The 20,411-nt window shown below is 49.2% G+C and carries 14 protein-coding genes and 5 pseudogenes; 16 read left to right on the top strand and 3 right to left on the bottom strand.

The window, feature by feature from the left end:
• Positions 1 to 15 precede the first annotated feature (15 nt).
• From H6629_19110 to H6629_19100, 3 genes and pseudogenes are all read left to right on the top strand, one after another.
• A pseudogene (locus H6629_19110) lies at positions 16 to 992 on the top strand (alpha/beta hydrolase).
• Between the two features lie 58 nt (positions 993 to 1,050).
• Complete coding sequence (gene kduD, locus H6629_19105; GenBank protein ID MCB9069888.1) at positions 1,051 to 1,812, top strand: 2-dehydro-3-deoxy-D-gluconate 5-dehydrogenase KduD; 762 nt, start codon at positions 1,051 to 1,053, stop codon at positions 1,810 to 1,812.
• A gap of 12 nt (positions 1,813 to 1,824) precedes the next feature.
• Positions 1,825 to 2,577, top strand: a pseudogene (locus tag H6629_19100) (rhamnogalacturonan acetylesterase).
• Here H6629_19100 and H6629_19095 read toward each other — a convergent pair.
• Positions 2,574 to 3,812, bottom strand: a complete 1,239-nt coding sequence (locus tag H6629_19095) for a hypothetical protein (protein ID MCB9069887.1) — start codon at positions 3,810 to 3,812, stop codon at positions 2,574 to 2,576. The pseudogene H6629_19100 and the gene H6629_19095 sit on opposite strands and share 4 nt — an antisense overlap.
• 340 nt (positions 3,813 to 4,152) lie before the next feature.
• Between H6629_19095 and kduI the strand changes: the two genes are divergently transcribed.
• The 9 genes and pseudogenes from kduI (at position 4,153) to H6629_19050 (ending at position 13,833) form a co-directional block, all read left to right on the top strand.
• Entirely contained in the window at positions 4,153 to 4,983 is an 831-nt protein-coding gene (kduI, locus tag H6629_19090) for a 5-dehydro-4-deoxy-D-glucuronate isomerase (protein ID MCB9069886.1), read from the top strand.
• A gap of 89 nt (positions 4,984 to 5,072) precedes the next feature.
• On the top strand, positions 5,073 to 6,005 hold the full coding sequence (locus H6629_19085; protein ID MCB9069885.1) for a TRAP transporter substrate-binding protein: 933 nt from the start codon (positions 5,073 to 5,075) through the stop codon (positions 6,003 to 6,005).
• A 2-nt stretch (positions 6,006 to 6,007) separates the two neighbouring features.
• Positions 6,008 to 6,505 (top strand): TRAP transporter small permease, encoded by a 498-nt coding sequence (locus H6629_19080; protein ID MCB9069884.1) that lies wholly within the window; start codon positions 6,008 to 6,010, stop codon positions 6,503 to 6,505.
• A 9-nt stretch (positions 6,506 to 6,514) separates the two neighbouring features.
• On the top strand, positions 6,515 to 7,810 hold the full coding sequence (locus H6629_19075) for a TRAP transporter large permease (GenBank protein ID MCB9069883.1): 1,296 nt from the start codon (positions 6,515 to 6,517) through the stop codon (positions 7,808 to 7,810).
• 130 nt (positions 7,811 to 7,940) lie between these two features.
• The gene (uxaC, locus tag H6629_19070; GenBank protein ID MCB9069882.1) at positions 7,941 to 9,353 is read left to right on the top strand and encodes a glucuronate isomerase; all 1,413 of its coding nucleotides are present in this window, start codon (positions 7,941 to 7,943) and stop codon (positions 9,351 to 9,353) included.
• Positions 9,354 to 9,403: 50 nt separating this feature from the next.
• A complete protein-coding gene (locus H6629_19065; GenBank protein ID MCB9069881.1) occupies positions 9,404 to 10,903 on the top strand; it encodes an altronate dehydratase in 1,500 nt (499 codons plus the stop codon).
• On the top strand, positions 10,900 to 12,453 hold the full coding sequence (locus H6629_19060; protein ID MCB9069880.1) for a tagaturonate reductase: 1,554 nt from the start codon (positions 10,900 to 10,902) through the stop codon (positions 12,451 to 12,453). Before H6629_19065 ends, H6629_19060 begins: the two co-directional genes overlap by 4 nt.
• 37 nt (positions 12,454 to 12,490) lie before the next feature.
• Positions 12,491 to 13,132 (top strand): annotated as a pseudogene (gene eda / locus H6629_19055) (bifunctional 4-hydroxy-2-oxoglutarate aldolase/2-dehydro-3-deoxy-phosphogluconate aldolase).
• A gap of 181 nt (positions 13,133 to 13,313) precedes the next feature.
• Positions 13,314 to 13,833 (top strand): annotated as a pseudogene (locus tag H6629_19050) (hypothetical protein).
• Positions 13,834 to 14,599: 766 nt separating this feature from the next.
• Here H6629_19050 and H6629_19045 read toward each other — a convergent pair.
• Entirely contained in the window at positions 14,600 to 14,806 is a 207-nt protein-coding gene (locus tag H6629_19045) for a hypothetical protein (protein ID MCB9069879.1), read from the bottom strand.
• A gap of 414 nt (positions 14,807 to 15,220) precedes the next feature.
• On the opposite strand from H6629_19045, the gene H6629_19040 reads away from it, so the two are divergent.
• The 3 genes from H6629_19040 (at position 15,221) to H6629_19030 (ending at position 18,419) form a co-directional block, all read left to right on the top strand.
• The gene (locus H6629_19040) at positions 15,221 to 15,496 is read left to right on the top strand and encodes a hypothetical protein (GenBank protein ID MCB9069878.1); all 276 of its coding nucleotides are present in this window, start codon (positions 15,221 to 15,223) and stop codon (positions 15,494 to 15,496) included.
• A 121-nt stretch (positions 15,497 to 15,617) separates the two neighbouring features.
• Entirely contained in the window at positions 15,618 to 17,588 is a 1,971-nt protein-coding gene (locus H6629_19035) for an aconitate hydratase (GenBank protein MCB9069877.1), read from the top strand.
• Positions 17,589 to 17,696: 108 nt separating this feature from the next.
• Positions 17,697 to 18,419, top strand: coding sequence for a hemolysin III family protein (locus tag H6629_19030; GenBank protein ID MCB9069876.1), 723 nt, complete (start codon positions 17,697 to 17,699; stop codon positions 18,417 to 18,419).
• Positions 18,420 to 18,467: 48 nt separating this feature from the next.
• Here the strand turns inward: H6629_19030 and H6629_19025 are convergent.
• Positions 18,468 to 19,308, bottom strand: a pseudogene (locus H6629_19025) (fumarylacetoacetate hydrolase family protein).
• A 325-nt stretch (positions 19,309 to 19,633) separates the two neighbouring features.
• On the opposite strand from H6629_19025, the gene H6629_19020 reads away from it, so the two are divergent.
• Complete coding sequence (locus H6629_19020; GenBank protein ID MCB9069875.1) at positions 19,634 to 20,410, top strand: SDR family oxidoreductase; 777 nt, start codon at positions 19,634 to 19,636, stop codon at positions 20,408 to 20,410.
• Position 20,411: the final 1 nt, after the last annotated feature.

Here is a 20,411-nt window from a genome sequence, read left to right as displayed (position 1 = left end):
TTGAATCATAATTCCATAAAAAACAGTGTGTTGGTTGCGCTGCTATTGATCGGCGGATTGGCTGCGCAGTCGCGATTGTCCGTGCCGCGCGACACGTCTTTCACCGTCCGCAGCGTGTTCGAAAAGGAGCGAACGCGCTTCCCGTTCATCAAAATAGTACGGGATTCGCTGCCGGAAAATGTCACCGAAGAACGCAATGTGGTGTATCGAATCATCGGGGAACGCGAGCTGCATCTCGATATTTTTTTGCCGGAGAAAAATGAACAATCGGCGCATCCGGCAATCCTGCTGGTGCATGGCGGCGGCTGGCGATCCGGCGATAAATCGCACCTCGTTCCGATGGCGCAGCAACTTGCCGCGCGCGGTTACGTTGCCGCAACGGTCGAATACCGGCTATCGCCGGAGGCGAAATATCCCGTAGCCGTTCACGATTTAAAAGCGGCGCTTCGCTGGCTGCGCGCAAACGCGGACGAATACACCATCGATCCGGAAAAATTGCCATTTTAGGGTGCTCGTCCGGTGCGCAACTTGCGACGCTGGTCGGATTTACCAGCGGGCTGGCGATTTTCGATGACAACAGCGAAAACCGGGAATTTTCCGCTGCGGTGCAGGCGGTGGTCAATATCGATGGCATCGTAGATTTCACCTCCGAATACGTTCGCCAATTTGAGGATGATCTCCGGAAAAATCCTTCTGCCGCAGGCGCGTGGTTCGGCGGTCGCTATCACGAAAAAACGGAATTGTGGGCGGAAGCCTCGCCGCTGCGATATGTCAACGCATCTTCACCGCCGATTGTGTTTGTGAACAGCGCCATTCCGCGCTTTCATGCGGGACGCGATGAAATGATTGACCAACTCGATTCGCTCGGCATTTACAGCGAAGTACACACCCTTCCGGACACGCCGCATCCGTTCTGGCTGTTTCATCCGTGGTTTAATCCGACGGTTGAAATTGTCAGTGATTTTTTGGTTAAATCCATTAAAAACAAATGATTCGAAAGTAAAATTTAACAGAAAAAAATTAGCGGGATTTAAAATGGCTCAAAAAAATATCATCGATTTATTCCGGCTGGATGGCAAAGTGGCCATTGTCACCGGCGCGAGTCGCGGGCTGGGGCAGGGGATGGCCATCGGTTTGGCTGAAGCGGGTGCGGACATCGTGGCAGTAAGCACCAATCTCAAAAATCTCGACGAAACCGTGGCAGCAGTCCAAAAGCTCGGCAGAAAAGTGCTGCCGCTGAAATGCGACGTCGCGGATGCTGGCGATATCAAATCGGCAATCGCCGCAACGCTGTCGGCATTTAAAACCATTGATATTCTGGTGAACAACGCCGGAACCATTCGCCGCGCGCCGGCAGTTGCGTATTCCGATAACGATTGGGACGCCGTGCTCAACACCAATCTGAACGGGCTGTTCCGTTTCTGCCGCGAAGCGGGAAAAGTGATGGTCGAAAAACAGCGCGGGAAAATCATCAATATTGCCTCGCTGCTCAGTTTTTCGGGCGGAATTACCGTACCGGCGTATGCCGCCAGCAAAGGCGGTGTTGCCCAACTCACCAAAGCGCTCGCCAACGAATGGGCGAAATACAATGTGCAAATCAACGCGATTGCACCGGGCTATTTTGCCACGGACAACACAGCCGCGTTGCGGGCAAATGAAACCCGGAACGCAGAAATCAGCGCACGAATTCCCGCCGGAAAATGGGGCACGCCGGATGAATTGAAAGGCGCAGCAGTATTCCTCGCATCTAATGCATCTAATTATGTGAATGGTCATATTTTGCTGGTTGATGGCGGCTGGATGGCACGATAACCACGAAGTTATGTGAAACGATTGTTTTTACTGATATTAACGCTGTCAATTTTCGCAGTTGATTCACCCGAGGAGTCGGTGAATATTTGGCTGATTGGCGACTCCACAATGTTTGTCAAACCAGATCCTGAGCACAATCTCGAACGTGGTTGGGAACAAATGGTGCCCCGATTTTTCAGCGAAACCGTAATGATTCACAATCACGCGCGAAACGGACGCAGCACCAAAAGTTTCATCGAAGAGGGGCGCTGACAAGCTGTTCTCGATTCGCTGCAACCCGGCGATTTTGTGTTCATCCAGTTCGGTCATAACGATCAGAAAGCAAACGATCCGAAACGATTTACCGCTCCGCATACCGGTTATCGCCGCTATCTCGAAAAATTTGTCTGCGAAAGTCGCGAAAAAGAGGCAGCGCCGGTGGTGTTCAGTTCCATCGTCCGCAGGAATTTTAATGAATTTGGCACACTCATAGACACGCACGGGGGTTATCCGATGACAATGCGTATGGTTGCCAACGAAATGAATGTGTCATTCGTCGATTTGCAGTGGGAAACCGAACAACTGGTTCAACACGCGGGGCCGGAGGGTTCGAAAGCAATGTTTTTGTGGATAGCTGCGGGTAGTTCAGAAAAATTTCCGGAAGGAAAACAGGACATCACACATCTCAGTGAGAAAGGCGCAACCGAAATTGCGCGACTGGCGGTGAATGCGCTGCGAGCGATGAATCATGCACTCAGCAAATACATGATTGAGCAGCCGGATTAATCGACTGGCACGTTCAGTTTGTCAAAAATCAACAATTCGGTGGAGTAAGCGGTTTTGTCTATGCCGGTTACGCGGAACACAAGTTCAAAAAATTCAGGCACTTCCCCAAATTTCTCGATAAACTTTTTCTCCAGTTCCCGGCGCGTCACCGGATTGGTCAGGTAATTGGCAATTTCCGGCGTTCCCAACGAATGATACGATGCCAGAATGAACACCGGATTTTTCGCCGGACCGGGAATTTTCAGGGCGATAACCAGATCATCATTTGGTCCAGGAGAGTGTTCGCTGGTTTTGAAAATCTCCTCGGCTGAGGATGTGTCCGGTTGTGAGTGGATAATTTTATGTGGCGAAATTTCATAGGATATATGTGTGTTCATCAACATGTGGTTCAAAACATACAGCGTTTTAATGCTACCTAGATAAATAATATTGTATTCATCCAGCACCTGCGTACCCAGAGAGGATGATTTTCGCAGTACGATTCTCTTGTTTTTTTGCTGCAACATGGATAAAACAGGCGGCAAACTCCAGACGCTGTGATAGGGGAAATACGGTTCGTCAGCCGGTTTCAACCGCAATTCGGGATGTTCCTGCTGAAATTTGTTCAAATCATCGCCCGAATTGATTTTGCCATCGCGAATCGCCAGCAACTGAGGATACAGTTTGCTTTCCTCGTGAAAGAAAAAGTGATCGCCAATCACGATCAGGATCGGCAAATCCGATGCGAGATAATCAAACCAGATGTTGTTTTTTTCAATTGGTTTTTCGTAAACCGCCAGCTTGCTGTCAATGGATTGGTTGCGAATAAACAAATATCCGGTGAGCAATAACAGTGCGGCAATCGCCAAAATATAGTATTTGTTTTGCAGAAATTTGTCGATGAGCTGGCTTTCGCCTTCAATGTCCGCTTCACTGTGGGGAATGACCGTCAGTTTGTAATGACCTTTGGGAATCCGAAGCCGATACTTGTCGTCCTGACCCTCTTTGAGATAATAGGTTTCCAGCTTTTTACGCAGTTTGTATGTGTGCGAACGAACCGTCGTATCGAACGCCGGATTAAAATCCGAGCGCTTTTCGAAAAACTCGATAGCGATTGTGGTCTCTTTTAACCCCTTTTCCTGAACGGCAGAATCAAATAGATACTTCAGGTAATTTTGATAAATTGCCGAGCTTGAAAATTCTTTGCTGTTGATAACCTTGTCGAGATATTTTTGATGAATCTGAGGATCAATCATAATGTAATTACTGGACGACCAATTGAGAGTTGATGACAGTTTATTAATTTTAACATTAGCCAGAAAATATACCAATTCTGATGATTTTATCAAAAGTTAATATTTATCGCAACGATGAATCGATAGAGTGAACCCACTTCAAGAATTTTATACACTATTTAAAAACTATATCAAATTACCTTATACAGATATTGTTCTGCTAAAAATTAACAGTTATTAACAGTTAAAAACTTTATTTTGATGTGTATTCCATGTAATATGCTTTCGACTGAACAATTAAGCAACAAACCAAATGAGCGGATTGAAACCATTTCCGCGACAATAAATGAAAGGCAATTTTATGAACATACGCTATTTGGGGGATAAAAACAGTTGCAAAAAAATGACCACGGCAGAGCTTCGCGCATCGTATCTCTTGGACGATTTGTTTGCGCCGGGAAAAATTGTGCTGCATTACGTCGATGTGGATCGCACGATTGTCGGATCGGTGGTGCCGACAATCGAATCGCTGTCGTTGACCAGCGCGGCGGAACTGCGGGCGGACTACTTCGCCGAACGGCGGGAAATCGGTGTGATCAACATTGGCGGCAGTGGCAAAATTACAGTTGATTCGGCTGGTTATTCGCTGGCGAATAAAGATTGCCTGTACATCGGGCGCGGCAGCAAATCCATCCAATTTGCCAGCGACGATCCTGCAAATCCGGCAAAATTTTATGTGATGAGTTATCCCGCACATGCGGCGTATCCCACCAAAAAAATCACCAAAAAAGAAGCGAACATCGTTGATCTCGGCAGCGATGGCGACGCAAATAAACGCACGCTCTATCAGATGATTTGCCCCGGCGTTTGCGACAGTTGCCAGATTGTCATGGGCATTACCGAGTTGGCGGAGGGCAACGTTTGGAACACCATGCCGCCACACACCCACGAGCGCCGTTCGGAAGTGTATCTCTATTTCGATGTTGACGAAAGCGCCCGCGTATTCCATTTCATGGGCGAACCGGCAGAAACGCGGCATCTCGTACTGCGCAGCGGCGATGCGGTGATTTCGCCCAGCTGGTCGATCCACTCCGGTGCGGGCACGCGCAATTATTCGTTCATCTGGTGCATGGGCGGCGAAAATCAGGCGTTCACCGATATGGATTTCATCGAAATGGGTGATCTACGATGAACAAAACAGAGGTTCAACCGATGGCTTCGATTCAACAAACGGTTTTTCCGGTGCGATGGCTGTTGCTTTCCAACCTGCTGTTTTTTCTGATGTTGAGCGGTTGCGGCGAGCAAGGCAATGTGGTCAAATTGAAAATGGCGCACGGTTTGGCGACAAATCATCCGGTGCATCTGGCGATGGAATTCATGGCGCGAAAAGCATGGGTAATGTCCGATTCGACGCTGAAAATCGAGATTTATCCCAACGAGCAATTGGGCAACGAGAAAGAATCCATCGAGAAATTGCAGTTCGGCGCCATCGCGATGACCAAGGTATCCACCAGCATGCTGGAAACGTTTCTCGACGAATACAAGGTTTTTGCACTGCCGTATCTGTTCCGCGATTACGACCATCGTTGGCAGGTGCTCAACGGCGATATCGGCAAATCAATTCTGGCATCCGGCGAACATTTGATGCTCAAAGGATTGGCATATTACGACGCCGGTTCGCGCAGTTTTTACAGTACCGCCAAACCGATTTTGTCTCCGGACGATCTCACCGGATTGAAAATCCGTACGCAGCAGAGCCCGATGGCCATCAAGCTCATCGATGCGTTGGGCGGATCCGCAACGCCGATTTCCTGGGGCGAATTATACACATCGCTGCAACAGGGCGTTGTGGACGGCGCGGAAAATAATCCGCCGAGCTTGTTTACATCCAACCATTACGAGGTTTGCAAATTTTACAGTCTGGACGAGCACACGAGCGTGCCGGATGTCATTTTGATCAACACGGACATGTGGAACGGGCTGAGCGAATCGCACAAAAAAGTGCTGACCGCGGCGGCCGAAGCGTCGGTGGAATACCAGCGGAAATTGTGGCGGGATTTTGAGGAAGAAAGCATGCGAAAAATGACCGAAAACGGGTTGCAGGTGTTCACGCCGGACAAACAACCGTTTCAGGAGCGCGTGAAATCGCTGTGGCGCGAATTTGACGGCACGGTGATCGGCAATCTGGCAACCGATATTCAGGCGGTGGAGTAATTATGCTAAAACAATTGAAAAAAAGTTTGGACAAAGGTTTGGAAACGGTTACAGCGTTGGTAATGGGGCTGTTGGTGCTCGATGTGGTGTGGCAGGTGATCACCCGTTTTGTGCTCAAAAATCCGAGCAACTGGACCGAAGAACTGGCGACGTATCTGCTGATTTGGGTGGGTTTGCTCGGCGCGGGCGTTGCGCTGCGGCGGCGGGCGCATCTCGGGATCGATTATTTTGTGCTGCGGCTCGACCCTAAATCGCAATTCATTTCTGCGGTAATTGCGGCGCTGTTTGTCACCGGATTTGCGGTAGCGGTGCTGCTGGTTGGCGGCATCCAACTGGTTTCGCTGACCTTCAAACTCGGACAAACCGCGCCGGCAACCGGCATCAAATTGGGATATGTCTATCTCGCCGTGCCGATTTCAGGATTTTTTATCGTGATGTACGGGCTGGAAATTCTCGCCGAAGCACTGGCAAAACTCAATCAACTGAAAAAAACGGGTTAGGAATTTGATATGAATTGGCCAACAATCGTTTTGGTATCCAGTTTTGCGGTGTTGCTGATGCTCAATGTGCCCATCGCGTTTGCGATTGGCTTATCCACTCTGTTCACGATTCTCACCATCGGCGGGTTGCCCGCGCTGAAAATTGTGGCGCACACGATGGCAACCGGCATCGACAGTTTTGCGCTGCTGGCGATCCCGTTTTTCATTCTCGCCGGGTTGCTGATGGGGCGTGGCGGCATCGCGCAGCGATTGATCGACTTCGCGAATGTGATTTTTGGAAGGTTTCGCGGAGGGTTGTCGTATGTGAATGTGATGACCTGCATGCTGTTCGGCGCGATTTCCGGCTCTGCGGTTGCGGCGGTTTCCAGCGTCGGCGGATTCATGATTCCGCTGATGAACAAAGAGGGCTACGACCGCGATTTCAACGCATCGGTGACCATCACCGCCGCGACAACCGGGCTGCTCATTCCGCCGAGCAACGTGATGATCGTGTATTCGCTGGCGACCGGCGGCGCAGTGTCTATCGCGGCAATTTTCCTCGCCGGATTCATTCCCGGCATTTTGATGGGCATCGGGTTGATGATTGTCAGCGGTGTCATTTCCATCAAACGCAATTACGGAAAAGGCGTTACTTTCGGGCTGCGGGAAAGCGTGCAAAAATTTCTTGTGGCGCTGCCGCCGCTGTTTCTGGTGGTGCTGGTGTTGGGCGGTATTCTCGCCGGATTTTTCACCGCAACCGAAGCCGCAGCCATCGCTGTTGTGTATGCGTTCATCCTCTCCGTCTTTGTTTATAAAGAAGTTAAGCTCAGTGAAATTCCCCAGATTTTGCTCGATTGCGGCATCACAACCGCAGTGGTGATGTTGCTCATTGGCACATCGATGGCGATGTCTTGGGCGATGGCGTATGAAAATATCCCGCAGGATATCAGCGCGGGATTGCTCAGCCTGACCAACGATAAGTTCATGATTTTATTGATTATCAACATCTTTTTGCTGATTGTCGGCACGTTTATGGATATGACTCCGGCAATCCTGATTTTCACGCCGATTTTCCTTCCGATTATGGAAAGCCTCGGCGTTCATCCCATTCATTTCGGCATCGTGATGATCATGAATTTGTGTATCGGGATTTGCACGCCGCCGGTTGGCACCTGCCTTTTCGTGGGCTGCGGCATTGCCAAAACGACCGTCACGCAGGTGATCAAACCGCTACTGCCGTTTTTCGCTGCGATGATTGTGGTGCTGTTTATCGTCACCTATTTTCCGGCGCTGACGATGATCGTGCCGCAGTGGTTCGGGTTTTGATTCTGGATTCTGGATTCTGGATTCTGGATTCTGGCACTTGGTCAAATGGGTAAGCTTCGTAAAAAAGAAGGGCTCAGGCTGACAATATCAAAATTTTTTCCACACAATTTGAAGAAATTCAGAGGGAGTTGTGAAACCGTTAAAATTACATCCGGATCGCTTTTTTGATGCAAATCCGGCGATTCGGGATATCGCCCGCGAACTGTTTGAGGGCATCAAACATCTGCCGATTGTCAGCCCGCACGGGCACACCGAACCCGCGTGGTTCAGCGAAAATGCCGCTTTTCCAGATCCGACCGGATTGATCCTCATTCCCGATCACTACATTTTCCGGATGCTCTATTCGCAGGGAATCCCGCTGGAAAACCTCGGCATTCCCACCCGCGACGGCACGGCGGTGGAAACCGATCACCGGAAAATCTGGCAGATTTTCGCGAATCATTTTTATTTGTATGCCGGAACGCCGACGGGCATTTGGCTGGCGCACGAATTTTCGGACGTTTTTGGCGTCACCGAAAAGCTGGACAGCGAATCGGCGCAGCGCATTTACGACCAGATTGCCGGAAAATTGCAGTCGCCGGAATTTCGTCCGCGCGCGCTGTTCGATCGCTTCAATATCGAGGTGCTGTCGACAACCGACGCTGCGGAATCGGATCTAGCGCATCACAAAAAAATCCAGGAATCGGGATGGAACGGCAGGATTGTGCCGACGTTTCGCCCCGATGGCGTAACGGATTTGCGGCGACCGGACTGGCACGCCAATCTCAACGCGCTCAGTGATGTTTCCGGCATTGCGATTCATTCGTATCGCGATTTTATCCGTGCGCTGGAAAAGCAGCGGTCATTTTTCAAATCGATGGGCGCGGTTGCAACGGATCACGGCGTGGAAACGCCTTTCACGCAGGCGTTGACTGCGAACGACGCCGAACGCATTTTCGGTCGTGCGTTGGCTGGCGATGCATCTGCCGACGATGCAACCGCATTCACCGCGCACATGCTGATGGAAATGGCCCGGATGAGCTGCGACGATGGTTTGGTGATGCAAATTCACGCCGGTTCGATGCGCAATCACAACGCCGCAATTTTCAACCGATACGGGCTGGACAAAGGCGCGGATATCCCCATGCAAACCGAATACACCCGCAATTTGCACGCGCTGTTGAATACATACGGCAACAATTCCGCGTTCCGCGTGATCGTATTTACGTTGGATGAAACGACGTATTCGCGCGAGTTGGCGCCATTGGCGGGGCATTATCCGGCGATGCGACTCGGTCCGCCGTGGTGGTTTCACGATAGCATCGAAGGCATGATTCGCTTCCGGCAAATGGTTACCGAAACGGCGGGGATTTACAACACTGTCGGATTCAACGATGACACACGGGCGTTTCCATCGATTCCGGCGCGGCACGATGTCGCTCGGCGAATGGATTGCAATTTTCTGGCGGGGCTGGTTGCGCGGCACATCATTGACATGGATGATGCTGTGGCGATGAGCAGGGCGTTGACTTATGATCTGGTAAAGTCGTCGTATAATCTTTAATACACTGCCGGATTCCGGCGGGAGAAACAATGGCAAGCAACACGATTGCATTGGATATCGTAAAAATACATGAATCGGATAACGTGGTTGTCGCGGTGAAAGCGCTTGAAAAAGGGCATGCGATCACGGTGGATAACAGACAAATTTCGCTAAAAACGGATGTGCCTGCCGGTCACAAAATCGCGCTGCACGATGTGCCGGAAAATGCGAAAATAGTGAAATACGGGCACATCATCGGGCATGCGACACAACCCATCGCGGCGGGGGAGTGGGTACATTCGCACAATCTGGCAACGGATTTGAGTGGCGAATTGAATTACAGCTACCAGCCAAATCTGAATGCTGCATCGCGGAAACCGGCGAAAATCCCCACATTTTTGGGATATCGCCGGACGAATGGGCGCGTCGGCACGCGCAACGATATCTGGATCGTCAACACCGTCGGCTGTGTGAATCGCTCCGCCGAAAAAATCGCGCGAATTTGCAACGAACGTTTCGCCGGGAAAGGCATCGACGGTGTGCACACATTTGTGCATCCCTACGGCTGCAGCCAGTTGGGCGACGATCTCGGCAACACCCGCAAAATTCTGGCGGGACTGATGCGCCACCCGAACACCGGTGGCGTTTTGGTGATGGGGCTCGGCTGCGAAAATAACCAAATGGACGAGTTGCTGAAACTTGCCGGAGATATCGACGCATCGCGGCTGCGCTATTTTTATTCGCAATCGGTGATCGATGAAATTGAAACCGGCGTTGAGGCAGTCGCGGAATTGTTCGGGATCGCCAAAAACGACCGGCGCAGCGAATGCCCGGCGTCTGATCTGGTGATCGGGCTGAAATGCGGCGGTTCGGATGGATTTTCGGGCATCACCGCGAATCCGCTGCTCGGCAAAATCGCCGACATGCTCAGCAATTTCGGCGGCACGCCATTGCTCACGGAAGTACCGGAAATGTTCGGCGCGGAGCAGCAACTGATGAATCGCGCGGTCAACGAGGCGGTGTTTTCCCGCGTCGTCGCAATGATTAACGATTTCAAACAATATTTTATTCGCCACGGACAGCCGGTTTACGAAAATCCGTCGCCGGGCAACAAGGCGGGCGGACTGACCACGCTGGAAGACAAATCGCTGGGCGCCACCCAAAAAGGAGGTACAGCACCGGTCGCGCAGGTGCTCGATTACGGCGAAGCCGCAACGCCGCAACTGGGCGGTTTGGCGCTGCTCACTGCGCCGGGAAACGATGGCGTTTCCACAACCGCGGAAGTCGCCGCCGGTGCAACAATCGTGCTGTTCACTACCGGTCGCGGCACGCCGTTGGGCACGCCCGTGCCGACGCTCAAAATTTCGTCCAATTCGGCGATTTTTCAGCAAAAACCGCACTGGATCGATTTTAACGCCGGCGAATTGCTCGAAGGCAACACCACGCTTAATGCGCTAGCGGAAACATTTTTTAATTTCATTCTTGAAGTGGCATCCGGCAAACGACTGGCAAAAAATGAAATCAATGATTATCGCGAAATCGCCATTTGGAAGGAGGGCGTTACGCTGTGAGCTATCCTCAGTTAAATCAACAGTTTGTGGTTGATAGATTTAACCAAAAAAACGCATCGAATACATCTGCCAGTTTTCCCGATCCGGCGACATTTCACTTGCCGGAAAAAATTTTGCAGTTCGGTTCCGGCGCGTTTTTGCGCGGTTTTTTCGATTATTTCATTCATACTGCCAATCAGCAAAATCGCTTTAACGGGCGGATTGTGGTGGCGCAATCGACTGGCGGGAAACGATCGGAAATTCTCGAAAACCAGGACGGATTATACACGCTTTGCGCGATGGGTTTGGCGAACGGCGAGCCAGTAGAATCATTTACGGTCTGTTCGTCGATCAGCCGCGCAATTGTCGCGAATGAGGATTGGCAGAGCGTGTTGAGCGTCGCGGAAAGCCCGGAACTGGAAATCATTGTGTCCAACACCACCGAAGCGGGCATTGTTTTTGATGAAACCGATCGCATCGACCGCGAACCGCCGACCACATTTCCCGGAAAATTGACCGCCGTGCTTTACCGGCGATTCCTCACTTTTCGCGGCGATGAATCGCGCGGACTGATCATTTTGCCCTGCGAATTGCTGGAGAATATCGGCACTGTTTTGCGCGGTATAGTGCTACAACTCGCGGATATTTGGCAGTTGGGCGGCGGATTCAAGGATTGGGTGATCGGCGCCAACCGTTTTTGCAACACGCTGGTGGATCGGATTGTGCCGGGAAAACCGGACACGGCGCGGATGGAACAACTCACCGCGCACCTGGGGTTTCGCGACGAAATGTTGACGTGTTCGGAATTATACAGTTTGTTTGCCATCGAAGGAGGTTCGGATTTGCAGGAAAAATTAGCATTTTGTGATGACAATCCATCAATTATCGTGCGGGAAAATATCGATGATTTTCGCGAACGAAAGCTGCGCTTGCTCAACGCCAGCCATACCATCAGCGTGCCGTTGGCGTATTTGTGTGGCTTTGAATATGTCATCGAAATGATGAACGACCCGAAAATTTCCGGATTTGTGGAATCCGTAATGCGCCGGGAAATCGGCCCGTGCCTCGAAATGGATTCGCAAATTGTCAACAGATATATCGACGATGTGTTACAACGATTTCGAAACCCGTATCTCAAACATGCGCTGCTGGATATCACCGTGCAATCGACGATGAAAATGCGCAACCGCGTGCTGCAGTTGATCACGCGATATCACCAAAAATCCGGCGATTTTCCAAAATTGATTTGCCTCGGTTACGCAGCATATTTGCGATTTATGAAAGCGCCAACACAGGACGGCAATCATTTCTTCGGGGAAATCAACGGTGTGCGCTATCCCGTCAACGATGCCGCCGCGAGCTATTTTATGGAACAGTGGCAGGCGTTCGATGCGGGTGAAATTGTGAACACAGAAGCGCTGGTCAGTGAAATATGCAGCAACCGGTTTATTTGGCCGGATAATATCGAGAACGGTAAAACGTTCATCCATCAGGTTTCACAGTATCTCGATGCCATTCTTCGCGACGGTCCCGAAGCCACGCTGACAACTGTTTTGGAAAACTATAAATAATGCAAATACAACGATTTATTTGCGTTTGGAGAAAACAATGACCCGATTTGAAATCGTTCAAAAAATCATCGATGGCGGCGCGGTGGCGGTCATTCGGATGAGCGATTCCCAAAAATTAATGCATGTTGCCGAAGCATTGCTGGAAGGCGGGATTTTTGCGCTGGAAATCACGATGACCACGCCCAACGCGCTGAAAGTGATCGAAGAAGCATCGCGAGCGTTACCGAAAGAGGTGCTTATCGGCGTCGGTTCGGTGCTCGATTCGGAAACGGCGCGACTGGCGATCAACGCCGGTGCAAAATATGTGGTCAGTCCGGTGTTCAAACCGGAAGTTGTGCAAACGGCGCATCGTTACAATTTGCCGGTGATGCCCGGTTGTTTCACACCCACAGAAATATTAACCGCGCACGAACTTGGCGCGGATATCGTCAAAGTTTTCCGGCGGACGTGGTTGGGATGCCATTTTCAAAGCGATCAAAGCGCCGATGCCACACCTGAATCTGATGCCCACCGGCGGCGTATCGCTGACCAACGCGGGCGAGTGGATCAACGCCGGTGCATGTGCCGTGGGCGTCGGTGGTGCGTTGCTGGACAAAAAGCCATCGACAGCGAAAATTTTGCCCAGCTTACCGAAAACGCCAGAATTTTGAAACAGAGCATCGATGCTGTGCGAAAATAAGTGCGCAATAACGTTTCAGGATAATTGCTGAAAATCTGGAGATTCCTGCTTTCGCAGGAAAGACAACTACCCGGTCATTCCTGTGAAGGCAGGAATCTGAAAAATGAAATATTTATAAAATCTAAATATAAGATTTTACAGGAGTTACAAAAATGTCAAAGTGGTAACATTTGGGGAAATTATGCTGCGGCTTTCCACGCCCGGATTCAGCCGGTTTGTGCAGGCGCAACAATTTGATGTCACTTACGGCGGCGGCGAAGCCAATGTTGCTGTGGCGCTGTCCAATTACGGGTTGGAAAGTTATTTCGTTAGCCGTTTGCCCAAACACGAAATCGGGCAGGCTGCAGTCAATCACCTCCGGCGCTTTGGTGTGAAAGATGATTTCATCGTGCGAAAAGGTGATCGGGTGGGCATTTATTTTCTGGAAACCGGTGCCAGCCAGCGCGCTTCGAAAGTCGTTTACGATCGCGCACATGCTGCAATGCGGAAATCGAACCTGGCGAAGTCGATTGGAAACAAGTGTTTAGCAGTGCCAAGTGGTTTCACTGACGGGCATCACGCCGGCGTTGGGGGAACAGCCGCGCGCCGCAATTATCGAAGCCTGCAAAGCCGCAAAAGCTGCCGGTGCCACAGTGAGCTGCGACCTCAATTTCGCCAGATATGGAGCACCGAAGGCGCTAGGCGATACATCTGCAATATAACAGGTATGAGAAGTCCCATTTTCGAAATAGTCAACTAAATCGCCGCCGACTTCATCGGTAGGATTAGATACGCCAAATATTTCAAAACGGTCATTGACGATTTCAAGTTTTGGAACAAGGTTCGAATGAAGATCCTGCGCAAGGTCCATTTCAGCCTGAAGTCGAAAATTTCTTAATCCCTCTTTATTTATAAATATAACAAACAGTATATATCCCAGAAAAATTGTCACTAAAATTCCAACGGCATCAAAAAATGCTCTTTGGGGAAATTCGGAAAGCGGTAAGTGCCCGGCTCCTCGCCAGATGCTTATGCCAACGACGATCTGAAATAAGATAGTAAAAGGAAGGAATTTAAGATTTCTTGTAAAAGTATAAACGTAGAGTACTGCAACAATCCCTGAATAAATTACATTAAAAAAAAGCAGCAGTTCTGAAAATGAACCTAATGAAAGCAGATCGATGATAAATCCGAATCCTGAGAACAGGAAGAATATCGCCGAGACAAATATTAGATATCTTCTAAAAGGTATATATTTCCAGAATTTGCTTTTGGGCAAAGAGTTATTTTTTATCAATTGAGTCTTCTAAATAAATTCAGAGATTCGTCATTTACTATTAAAATGCAGGTTAGAATCATTGTTAATACATTGTTTTTTTTGAACCTGTGATAAGAAGATAAATAAATACATCTGCAAAGGAAACTTTTCTTTGATAAAAAACTGCTGATATTGAGTTCTAACCCAAAATTGAATTAAAACGATGCCGGTTATTTTGCGCCTTTGCTGCGGGTGCGGAGTTGTATTCCATTTATTTTTTTCTGAACATCATCCAGCTGTTTTTTGCACTGCTCGAACGTCTTCTGGTCATCGCTGCTCAGTGCTTCATCTATTTGTTGTTGGATTGCTGCACGTTCATCATACAGCTTGCGCAAATCATCCTGCATCAAATCAAAAATGCTCAACTGTTCCCGCATTTTTCACCCTTTTTGTCATGGAATTTCTTTTCTTCTGTCTAAAATATTGCGTTCGCTTTGAAAATCAAAATACAGCTATAATTGAAAACAAAATTTATTCAGAATCAACCTCAAATGTCATTTTTTTGACTGTTACACACAGTTTGTAATTTCAAAAAAATAGCGAACTATAAATTTTGGCAGCTCAATACGTAGTGTCAGTATTAGCTTGATTGTTTTAAACTCAGATGCTTTGTTGTTTTCCTAAAGAGACGAAAAATCTCATTTTCAACGCATATCCAATCACTCAACATCTATCACCTGTTAAGGTTAGGTGTAAAAAAGTTCACTAATATATTGCGTTTTTCGCGATGACATATTAACTTTTCCCCGCCATTATTTTTCAACACTTCAACATCTTCCGGAGGTAATGTGATGTCTATTCTTTCAATTGTCAAATATATTGCCGGTAACTTTGCACAGTCGGATGCGGAAAAGCTGTATCAGTTTTTGGAATCTGTAAATTATGAAATTGAATCGCTGCGGGTTATTTCAATCGGCGGGGCGAATTCCGAAATGAACGAAATTTATATTACCGCTGCCAGTTGGCACAGAAAACGATTCGTAAAACGTGGCAATGAGAAAGCGCAAATTGAGCAAGTTTCTGATAAACCAGGGTTTCCGTTTTTGATCAACATGATACCTTTTTAATAATTCCCGCTGGATCGTTTTCCGATTTACCAACCTGCATCGCTCGGAAAAATCTGTAAATCACGAAACTTCATAAATTGACACAGTATAAATATATAAGTGTCAATAAATTGGAGGACTTATGCAAGATGTCCTGAATGTTACCCAAAAACTCATCAAATCCCATATTGTTTCCGGAGATATGATTCCGGGTGAGGAAATCGGGTTAAAAATAGATCAAACATTAACGCAGGATGCAACCGGAACGCTGGTGATGCTGGAATTGGAAGCGATGGAATTATCGAAAGTGCATACGGAATTATCTGTGCAATATGTCGATCACAACCTGCTGCAAACCGATTTCAAGAATGCGGACGACCACGTATTTCTGTATTCCGCTGCGCAAAAATTCGGGGTTTGGTATAGCCGTCCGGGCAATGGCGTCAGCCATCCGATCCACATGGAGCGGTTCGGGAAGCCCGGCAAAACCATGGTTGGTTCGGACAGCCACACTCCGGCGTCCGGCGCGTTGGGCATGCTGGCGCTCGGTTCCGGCGGTCTGGATGTGGCGTTTGTGATGGCCGGCGAACCGCTGTTTATCAAAATGCCAAAAGTGCTCGGTGTGAAACTCACCGGCAAATTGCCGCCGTGGGTAAGCGCCAAAGATGTGGTTTTGGAAATGCTCCGGCGTTACGATGTCACCGGCTGTCGCGGGATGATCATCGAATATTTCGGTCCGGGACTGGCAGAACTCAGCGCAATGGATCGCCACGTGATCGCCAATATGGGCACGGAAATGGGCGCGACCACCACGGTTTTCCCCTCCGACGGTGAAATTCGCGATTTTATGAAACGGCAGGAACGGGAAGGGGAGTGGCGAGAATTGTTGCCCGATAAAGGTGCCGGATACGATTTACACGATGAAATCAATCTATCCGAACTGGAACCGATGATCGCCTGCCCGAGCAGCCCCGGAAATGTGGTGAAGGTTCGGGATGTTGCCGGAAATCCGGTGCATCAGGTGGTAATCGGCTCGTCCGCCAACCCCGGCTATCGTGATTTTTGGGTGGTCAGCAAAATAGTGGATGGCAAAACCGTGCATCCGCAGGTGTCGTTCGACATCAACCCGACATCGCGACAGGTGACCGAAAATCTGGCGGATGACGGCGCGTTTGCCCGGCTGATCAAAGCCGGTGCGCGATTTCATCAGGCCGGTTGCATGGGCTGCATCGGGATGGGTCAGGCGCCTGCCTCCGGAAAAATCAGTCTGCGAACCATGCCGCGCAATTTCCCGGGACGTTCCGGCACGCTGGACGATCTCGTGTATTTGTGCAGCCCGGAAACCGGCGCAGCGTCCGCGCTCACCGGGGAAATTACCGATCCGCGCGATCTCGAAAAATCGATGGGCATTTCGTATCCTGCATTTCAACAGCCCAAAACCGAAAACATCAACCGGGAATTGCTCATTTCCCCGGCAAAAAACGGGCACGAAATCGAGCTGGAAAAAGGACCGAATATCAAGTCAATTCCCGAATTGAATCCGTTGCCAAATGAATTTCAGGTGCCATTATTGCTGAAGATGGGTGACAATATTTCCACGGACGAAATCATGCGCGCCGGTGCGGAAGTGCTGCCGTTTCGGAGCAATATTCCGGAAATCAGCAAGTGGGCGTTCAGCATCATCGATACAACATTTTACGATCGCGCGATGAAAGCGAAAGAAGAATTTGGCGGGCACATCGTTGTCGGCGGGGAAAATTATGCGCAAGGATCAAGCCGCGAGCATGCCGCGCTGGCACCGCGATACCTCGGGCAAATTGCGGTAATTGCCAAAAGTTACGCGCGCATCGGCTGGCAAAATCTGGCGAATTTCGGCATTTTACCCCTCGAATTTGAAAACGCAGAAGATTACGAACGCATCCGGCAGGGCGACGAGATTCGCGTTGAACATCTGCGAAACGCCGTTGCCAACGGCGAAACAATCGTGGCGCACAACCGCACCCGCGATGAAAACTATTCACTCACGCACAGCCTCAGCGAGCGGCAAATCAACATTATGCTCGCCGGTGGCGCGATCAATTATCTGAAATCGCGGCGTAACAGTGATAACTAATCAAAGGATGGCTTTTTTATGGCTTTACTTTTTACGGCTGAAAAACTAAATTTGAATCATCTGTGAAAATTTGAACGAAATAAATTTTTAATCCCGGAAAAGGAATCAATGAATTCACAAAATAAACCCAACCTCGGCGAAGAAATTGCCAACAGTATCACCCACGGCATCGGTGCCGGATTGAGCGTCGCCGGGCTGACATTGCTGGTGGCATTCGCCTCGATTTACGGGGATGTCTGGCGGGTGGTCAGCTTCAGTATTTATGGTAGCACCTTGATTTTATTGTATTTAGCGTCGACGCTATATCACAGCTTCCAAAATCCGCGCGTAAAACGGGTGTTCAAAATTATCGATCACGCCGCTATTTATTTGCTCATCGCCGGCACGTACACACCCATATTATTGGTGAACATGCGCGGCGCGTGGGGTTGGACGTTATTTGTTGTGATTTGGGGATTGACGCTCGCGGGAATTGTGCTAAAAATATTTTTTATCAACCGCTTTAAAAAATTATCCACGGTGATTTATGTGCTGATGGGCTGGCTCTGCATTGTTGCGATTAAAGAAATGATCGCAACGATACCGCCGGGCGGATTGGCGTGGCTGATTGCCGGCGGCATTACTTACACCCTCGGCGTGATTTTTTATGTGTGGCATAAATTGCCGTATAATCACGCGATCTGGCATTTGTTTGTGTTGGGTGGCAGCATTTGCCACTTTTTGCGATTCTGTTTTATGTGCTGCCGATGGAATGATACGGTTTTTAACCGCAGAGATCGCAACGGACGCGGAGAAATACAAAACTTCATTTTTTTGTTCGTTGCGAGATAAAAATTTTGAAATAGAATGATCAAAAAGGCGGGTTTGAATCCCGCCTTTTTAAACAAACACCTGCCGCTGTGTGCCCAATTTTTCGATAGACAGCTCCACAACATCCCTTTTTGAGATAGCGCGGTGGATCAAATCCCAATCCGACGCCGGGCGGCGTGCCGGTTGAAATGATGTCCCCGGCTTCCAGCAGCATAAATTGCGAGATGTATTTAATGATCTCATTCGGTTTGAAAATCATGGTTTTTGTGCTGCCATCCTGCAACATTTCATTATTTACCGATAGTCGCATCGCAAGATTCAGTACATCGGGAATTTCGTCTGCGGTGCACAAATATGGTCCCACCGGACTAAATCCCGGCACGATTTGCCTTTCACCCATTGCCCGGAACGCTCCAGTTGAAAATGCCGTTCGGACAAATCGTTCATCAAACAAAATCCGGCGATGCAATCCGCTGCTGCCGCATCCGAATCGATTTCGTGGGCATCTTTTTGCAGCACCATCGCCAGTTCCACTTCCCAGTCGGTTTTGGTGCTGTTTTTGGGAATTTTCACATCGTCGTATGGACCGGAAAGTGTGTTTGCTGCTTTCATGAACAGCACCGGCTCCTCCGGAATCGCCATTTTGCTTCTTTGGCATGATCCGAAAAATTCAACCCGACGCACAAAATCATGCCCGGACGGGCGACGCACGCGCCCCAGCGCACACCGGCATCGACCACCGGCAAGCCATCGAGATTGCGCTCGATTAAATTTGAAGCTTCTCCAAACCACTGTTTATAAAGAAATTACGATTCCAATCATCAAAATATGCGGAGCAATCCCGCCGCTCACTGCCGACGAGCACGCCGGGTTTTTCCGAACCTTTTTCACCGAAACGAATCAATTTCATGGTATCTTTCCACTGGTTTTGTTTAAAATGGATTTGATGGTTTTTGACAGGATTACGGGATGGTTATTGAAATTGGCGAATGTTGTGCCTTTATCGGGAGATTCCTGCATTCGCAGGAATGACCATCCCTTTATTGAGGCTGTCACCCCTGCGAATGCAGGGGTCTCCTGACATTTTTCACAATTTTATATTCAACACGTGATTCGCATATTCAAGAATCATGTCTATCCTGCTATCCTGTCCAAAAAAAATTTACAACCGTTTGAAAATAACCGGAATTTGAGTAATTAAACAAGGTTGATTTAATCAAAAAACGGAGCGAAATATGCTCGATTTATCGGAAAAAATTGCGATAGTCACCGGCGGCGGTAGCGGCATCGGTCAGGCGATCAGTCAAAAATTAGCCGAACACGGCGCGAAAGTTCACATTTTCGAACGCGACAAAGTTGGCGCGGCGGCTACCGTTCAGGCCATCCGCGATGCTGGCGGAACGGCTGAATGTCACGATGTTGATGTTGCCAACCAGTCGCAGGTTCTCGCTGCTGTCGATGCCGTTTTTGAACAGCACAACCGGCTGGATATTCTCGTCAACAATGCCGGCATCGCGTTTGTCGGTTCGTTGGAACAAACCGCCGAGGCAGATTTGGATCGCCTTTACGCGGTGAATATCAAAGGCGTTTACAACTGTGCGCTGGCGGCGGTTCGCAAAATGAAATCGCAAAAAAACGGTGTTATCATCAACATGGCGTCCATTGCTGCGCCAATCGGTTTGCCGGATCGCTTCGCATATTCAATGACCAAAGGTGCAGTCGTTTCAATGACTTACAGCATTGCCCGCGATTATCTGGATGACAATATTCGTTGCAACTGCATCTCCCCGGCGCGGGTGCACACGCCCTTTGTGGACGGGTTCATCGCTAAAAATTATCCCGGCAAAGAGCAAGAAATGTTCGAAAAATTGTCCAAAACCCAGCCCATCGGGCGAATGGCGAAGCCGGAAGAAATTGCCAATTTATGCCTGTTTTTGTGCTCGGACGAAGCCGGTTTTATCACCGGAACGGATTACCCGATTGACGGCGGATTTTTGCGGTTGAATACCTGAT

The organism is Calditrichia bacterium (genome assembly GCA_020634975.1).
In the GTDB taxonomy this organism is placed as follows: domain Bacteria; phylum Calditrichota; class Calditrichia; order RBG-13-44-9; family J075; genus JACKAQ01.
Note: the sequence above shows the minus strand (reverse complement) of the source record. Positions and strands in the feature narration are given on the sequence as shown.

Bases quoted from the DNA above. Each gene is read 5' to 3' on its own strand.
- H6629_19095 (MCB9069887.1), bottom strand. From the start codon at position 3,812: ATGATTGATCCTCAGATTCATCAAAAATATCTCGACAAGGTTATCAAC.
- kduI (MCB9069886.1), top strand. From the start codon at position 4,153: ATGAACATACGCTATTTGGGGGATAAAAACAGTTGCAAAAAAATGACC.
- H6629_19085 (MCB9069885.1), top strand. From the start codon at position 5,073: ATGTTGAGCGGTTGCGGCGAGCAAGGCAATGTGGTCAAATTGAAAATG.
- H6629_19080 (MCB9069884.1), top strand. From the start codon at position 6,008: ATGCTAAAACAATTGAAAAAAAGTTTGGACAAAGGTTTGGAAACGGTT.
- H6629_19075 (MCB9069883.1), top strand. From the start codon at position 6,515: ATGAATTGGCCAACAATCGTTTTGGTATCCAGTTTTGCGGTGTTGCTG.
- H6629_19045 (MCB9069879.1), bottom strand. From the start codon at position 14,806: ATGCGGGAACAGTTGAGCATTTTTGATTTGATGCAGGATGATTTGCGC.
- H6629_19040 (MCB9069878.1), top strand. From the start codon at position 15,221: ATGTCTATTCTTTCAATTGTCAAATATATTGCCGGTAACTTTGCACAG.
- H6629_19035 (MCB9069877.1), top strand. From the start codon at position 15,618: ATGCAAGATGTCCTGAATGTTACCCAAAAACTCATCAAATCCCATATT.
- H6629_19030 (MCB9069876.1), top strand. From the start codon at position 17,697: ATGAATTCACAAAATAAACCCAACCTCGGCGAAGAAATTGCCAACAGT.
- H6629_19020 (MCB9069875.1), top strand. From the start codon at position 19,634: ATGCTCGATTTATCGGAAAAAATTGCGATAGTCACCGGCGGCGGTAGC.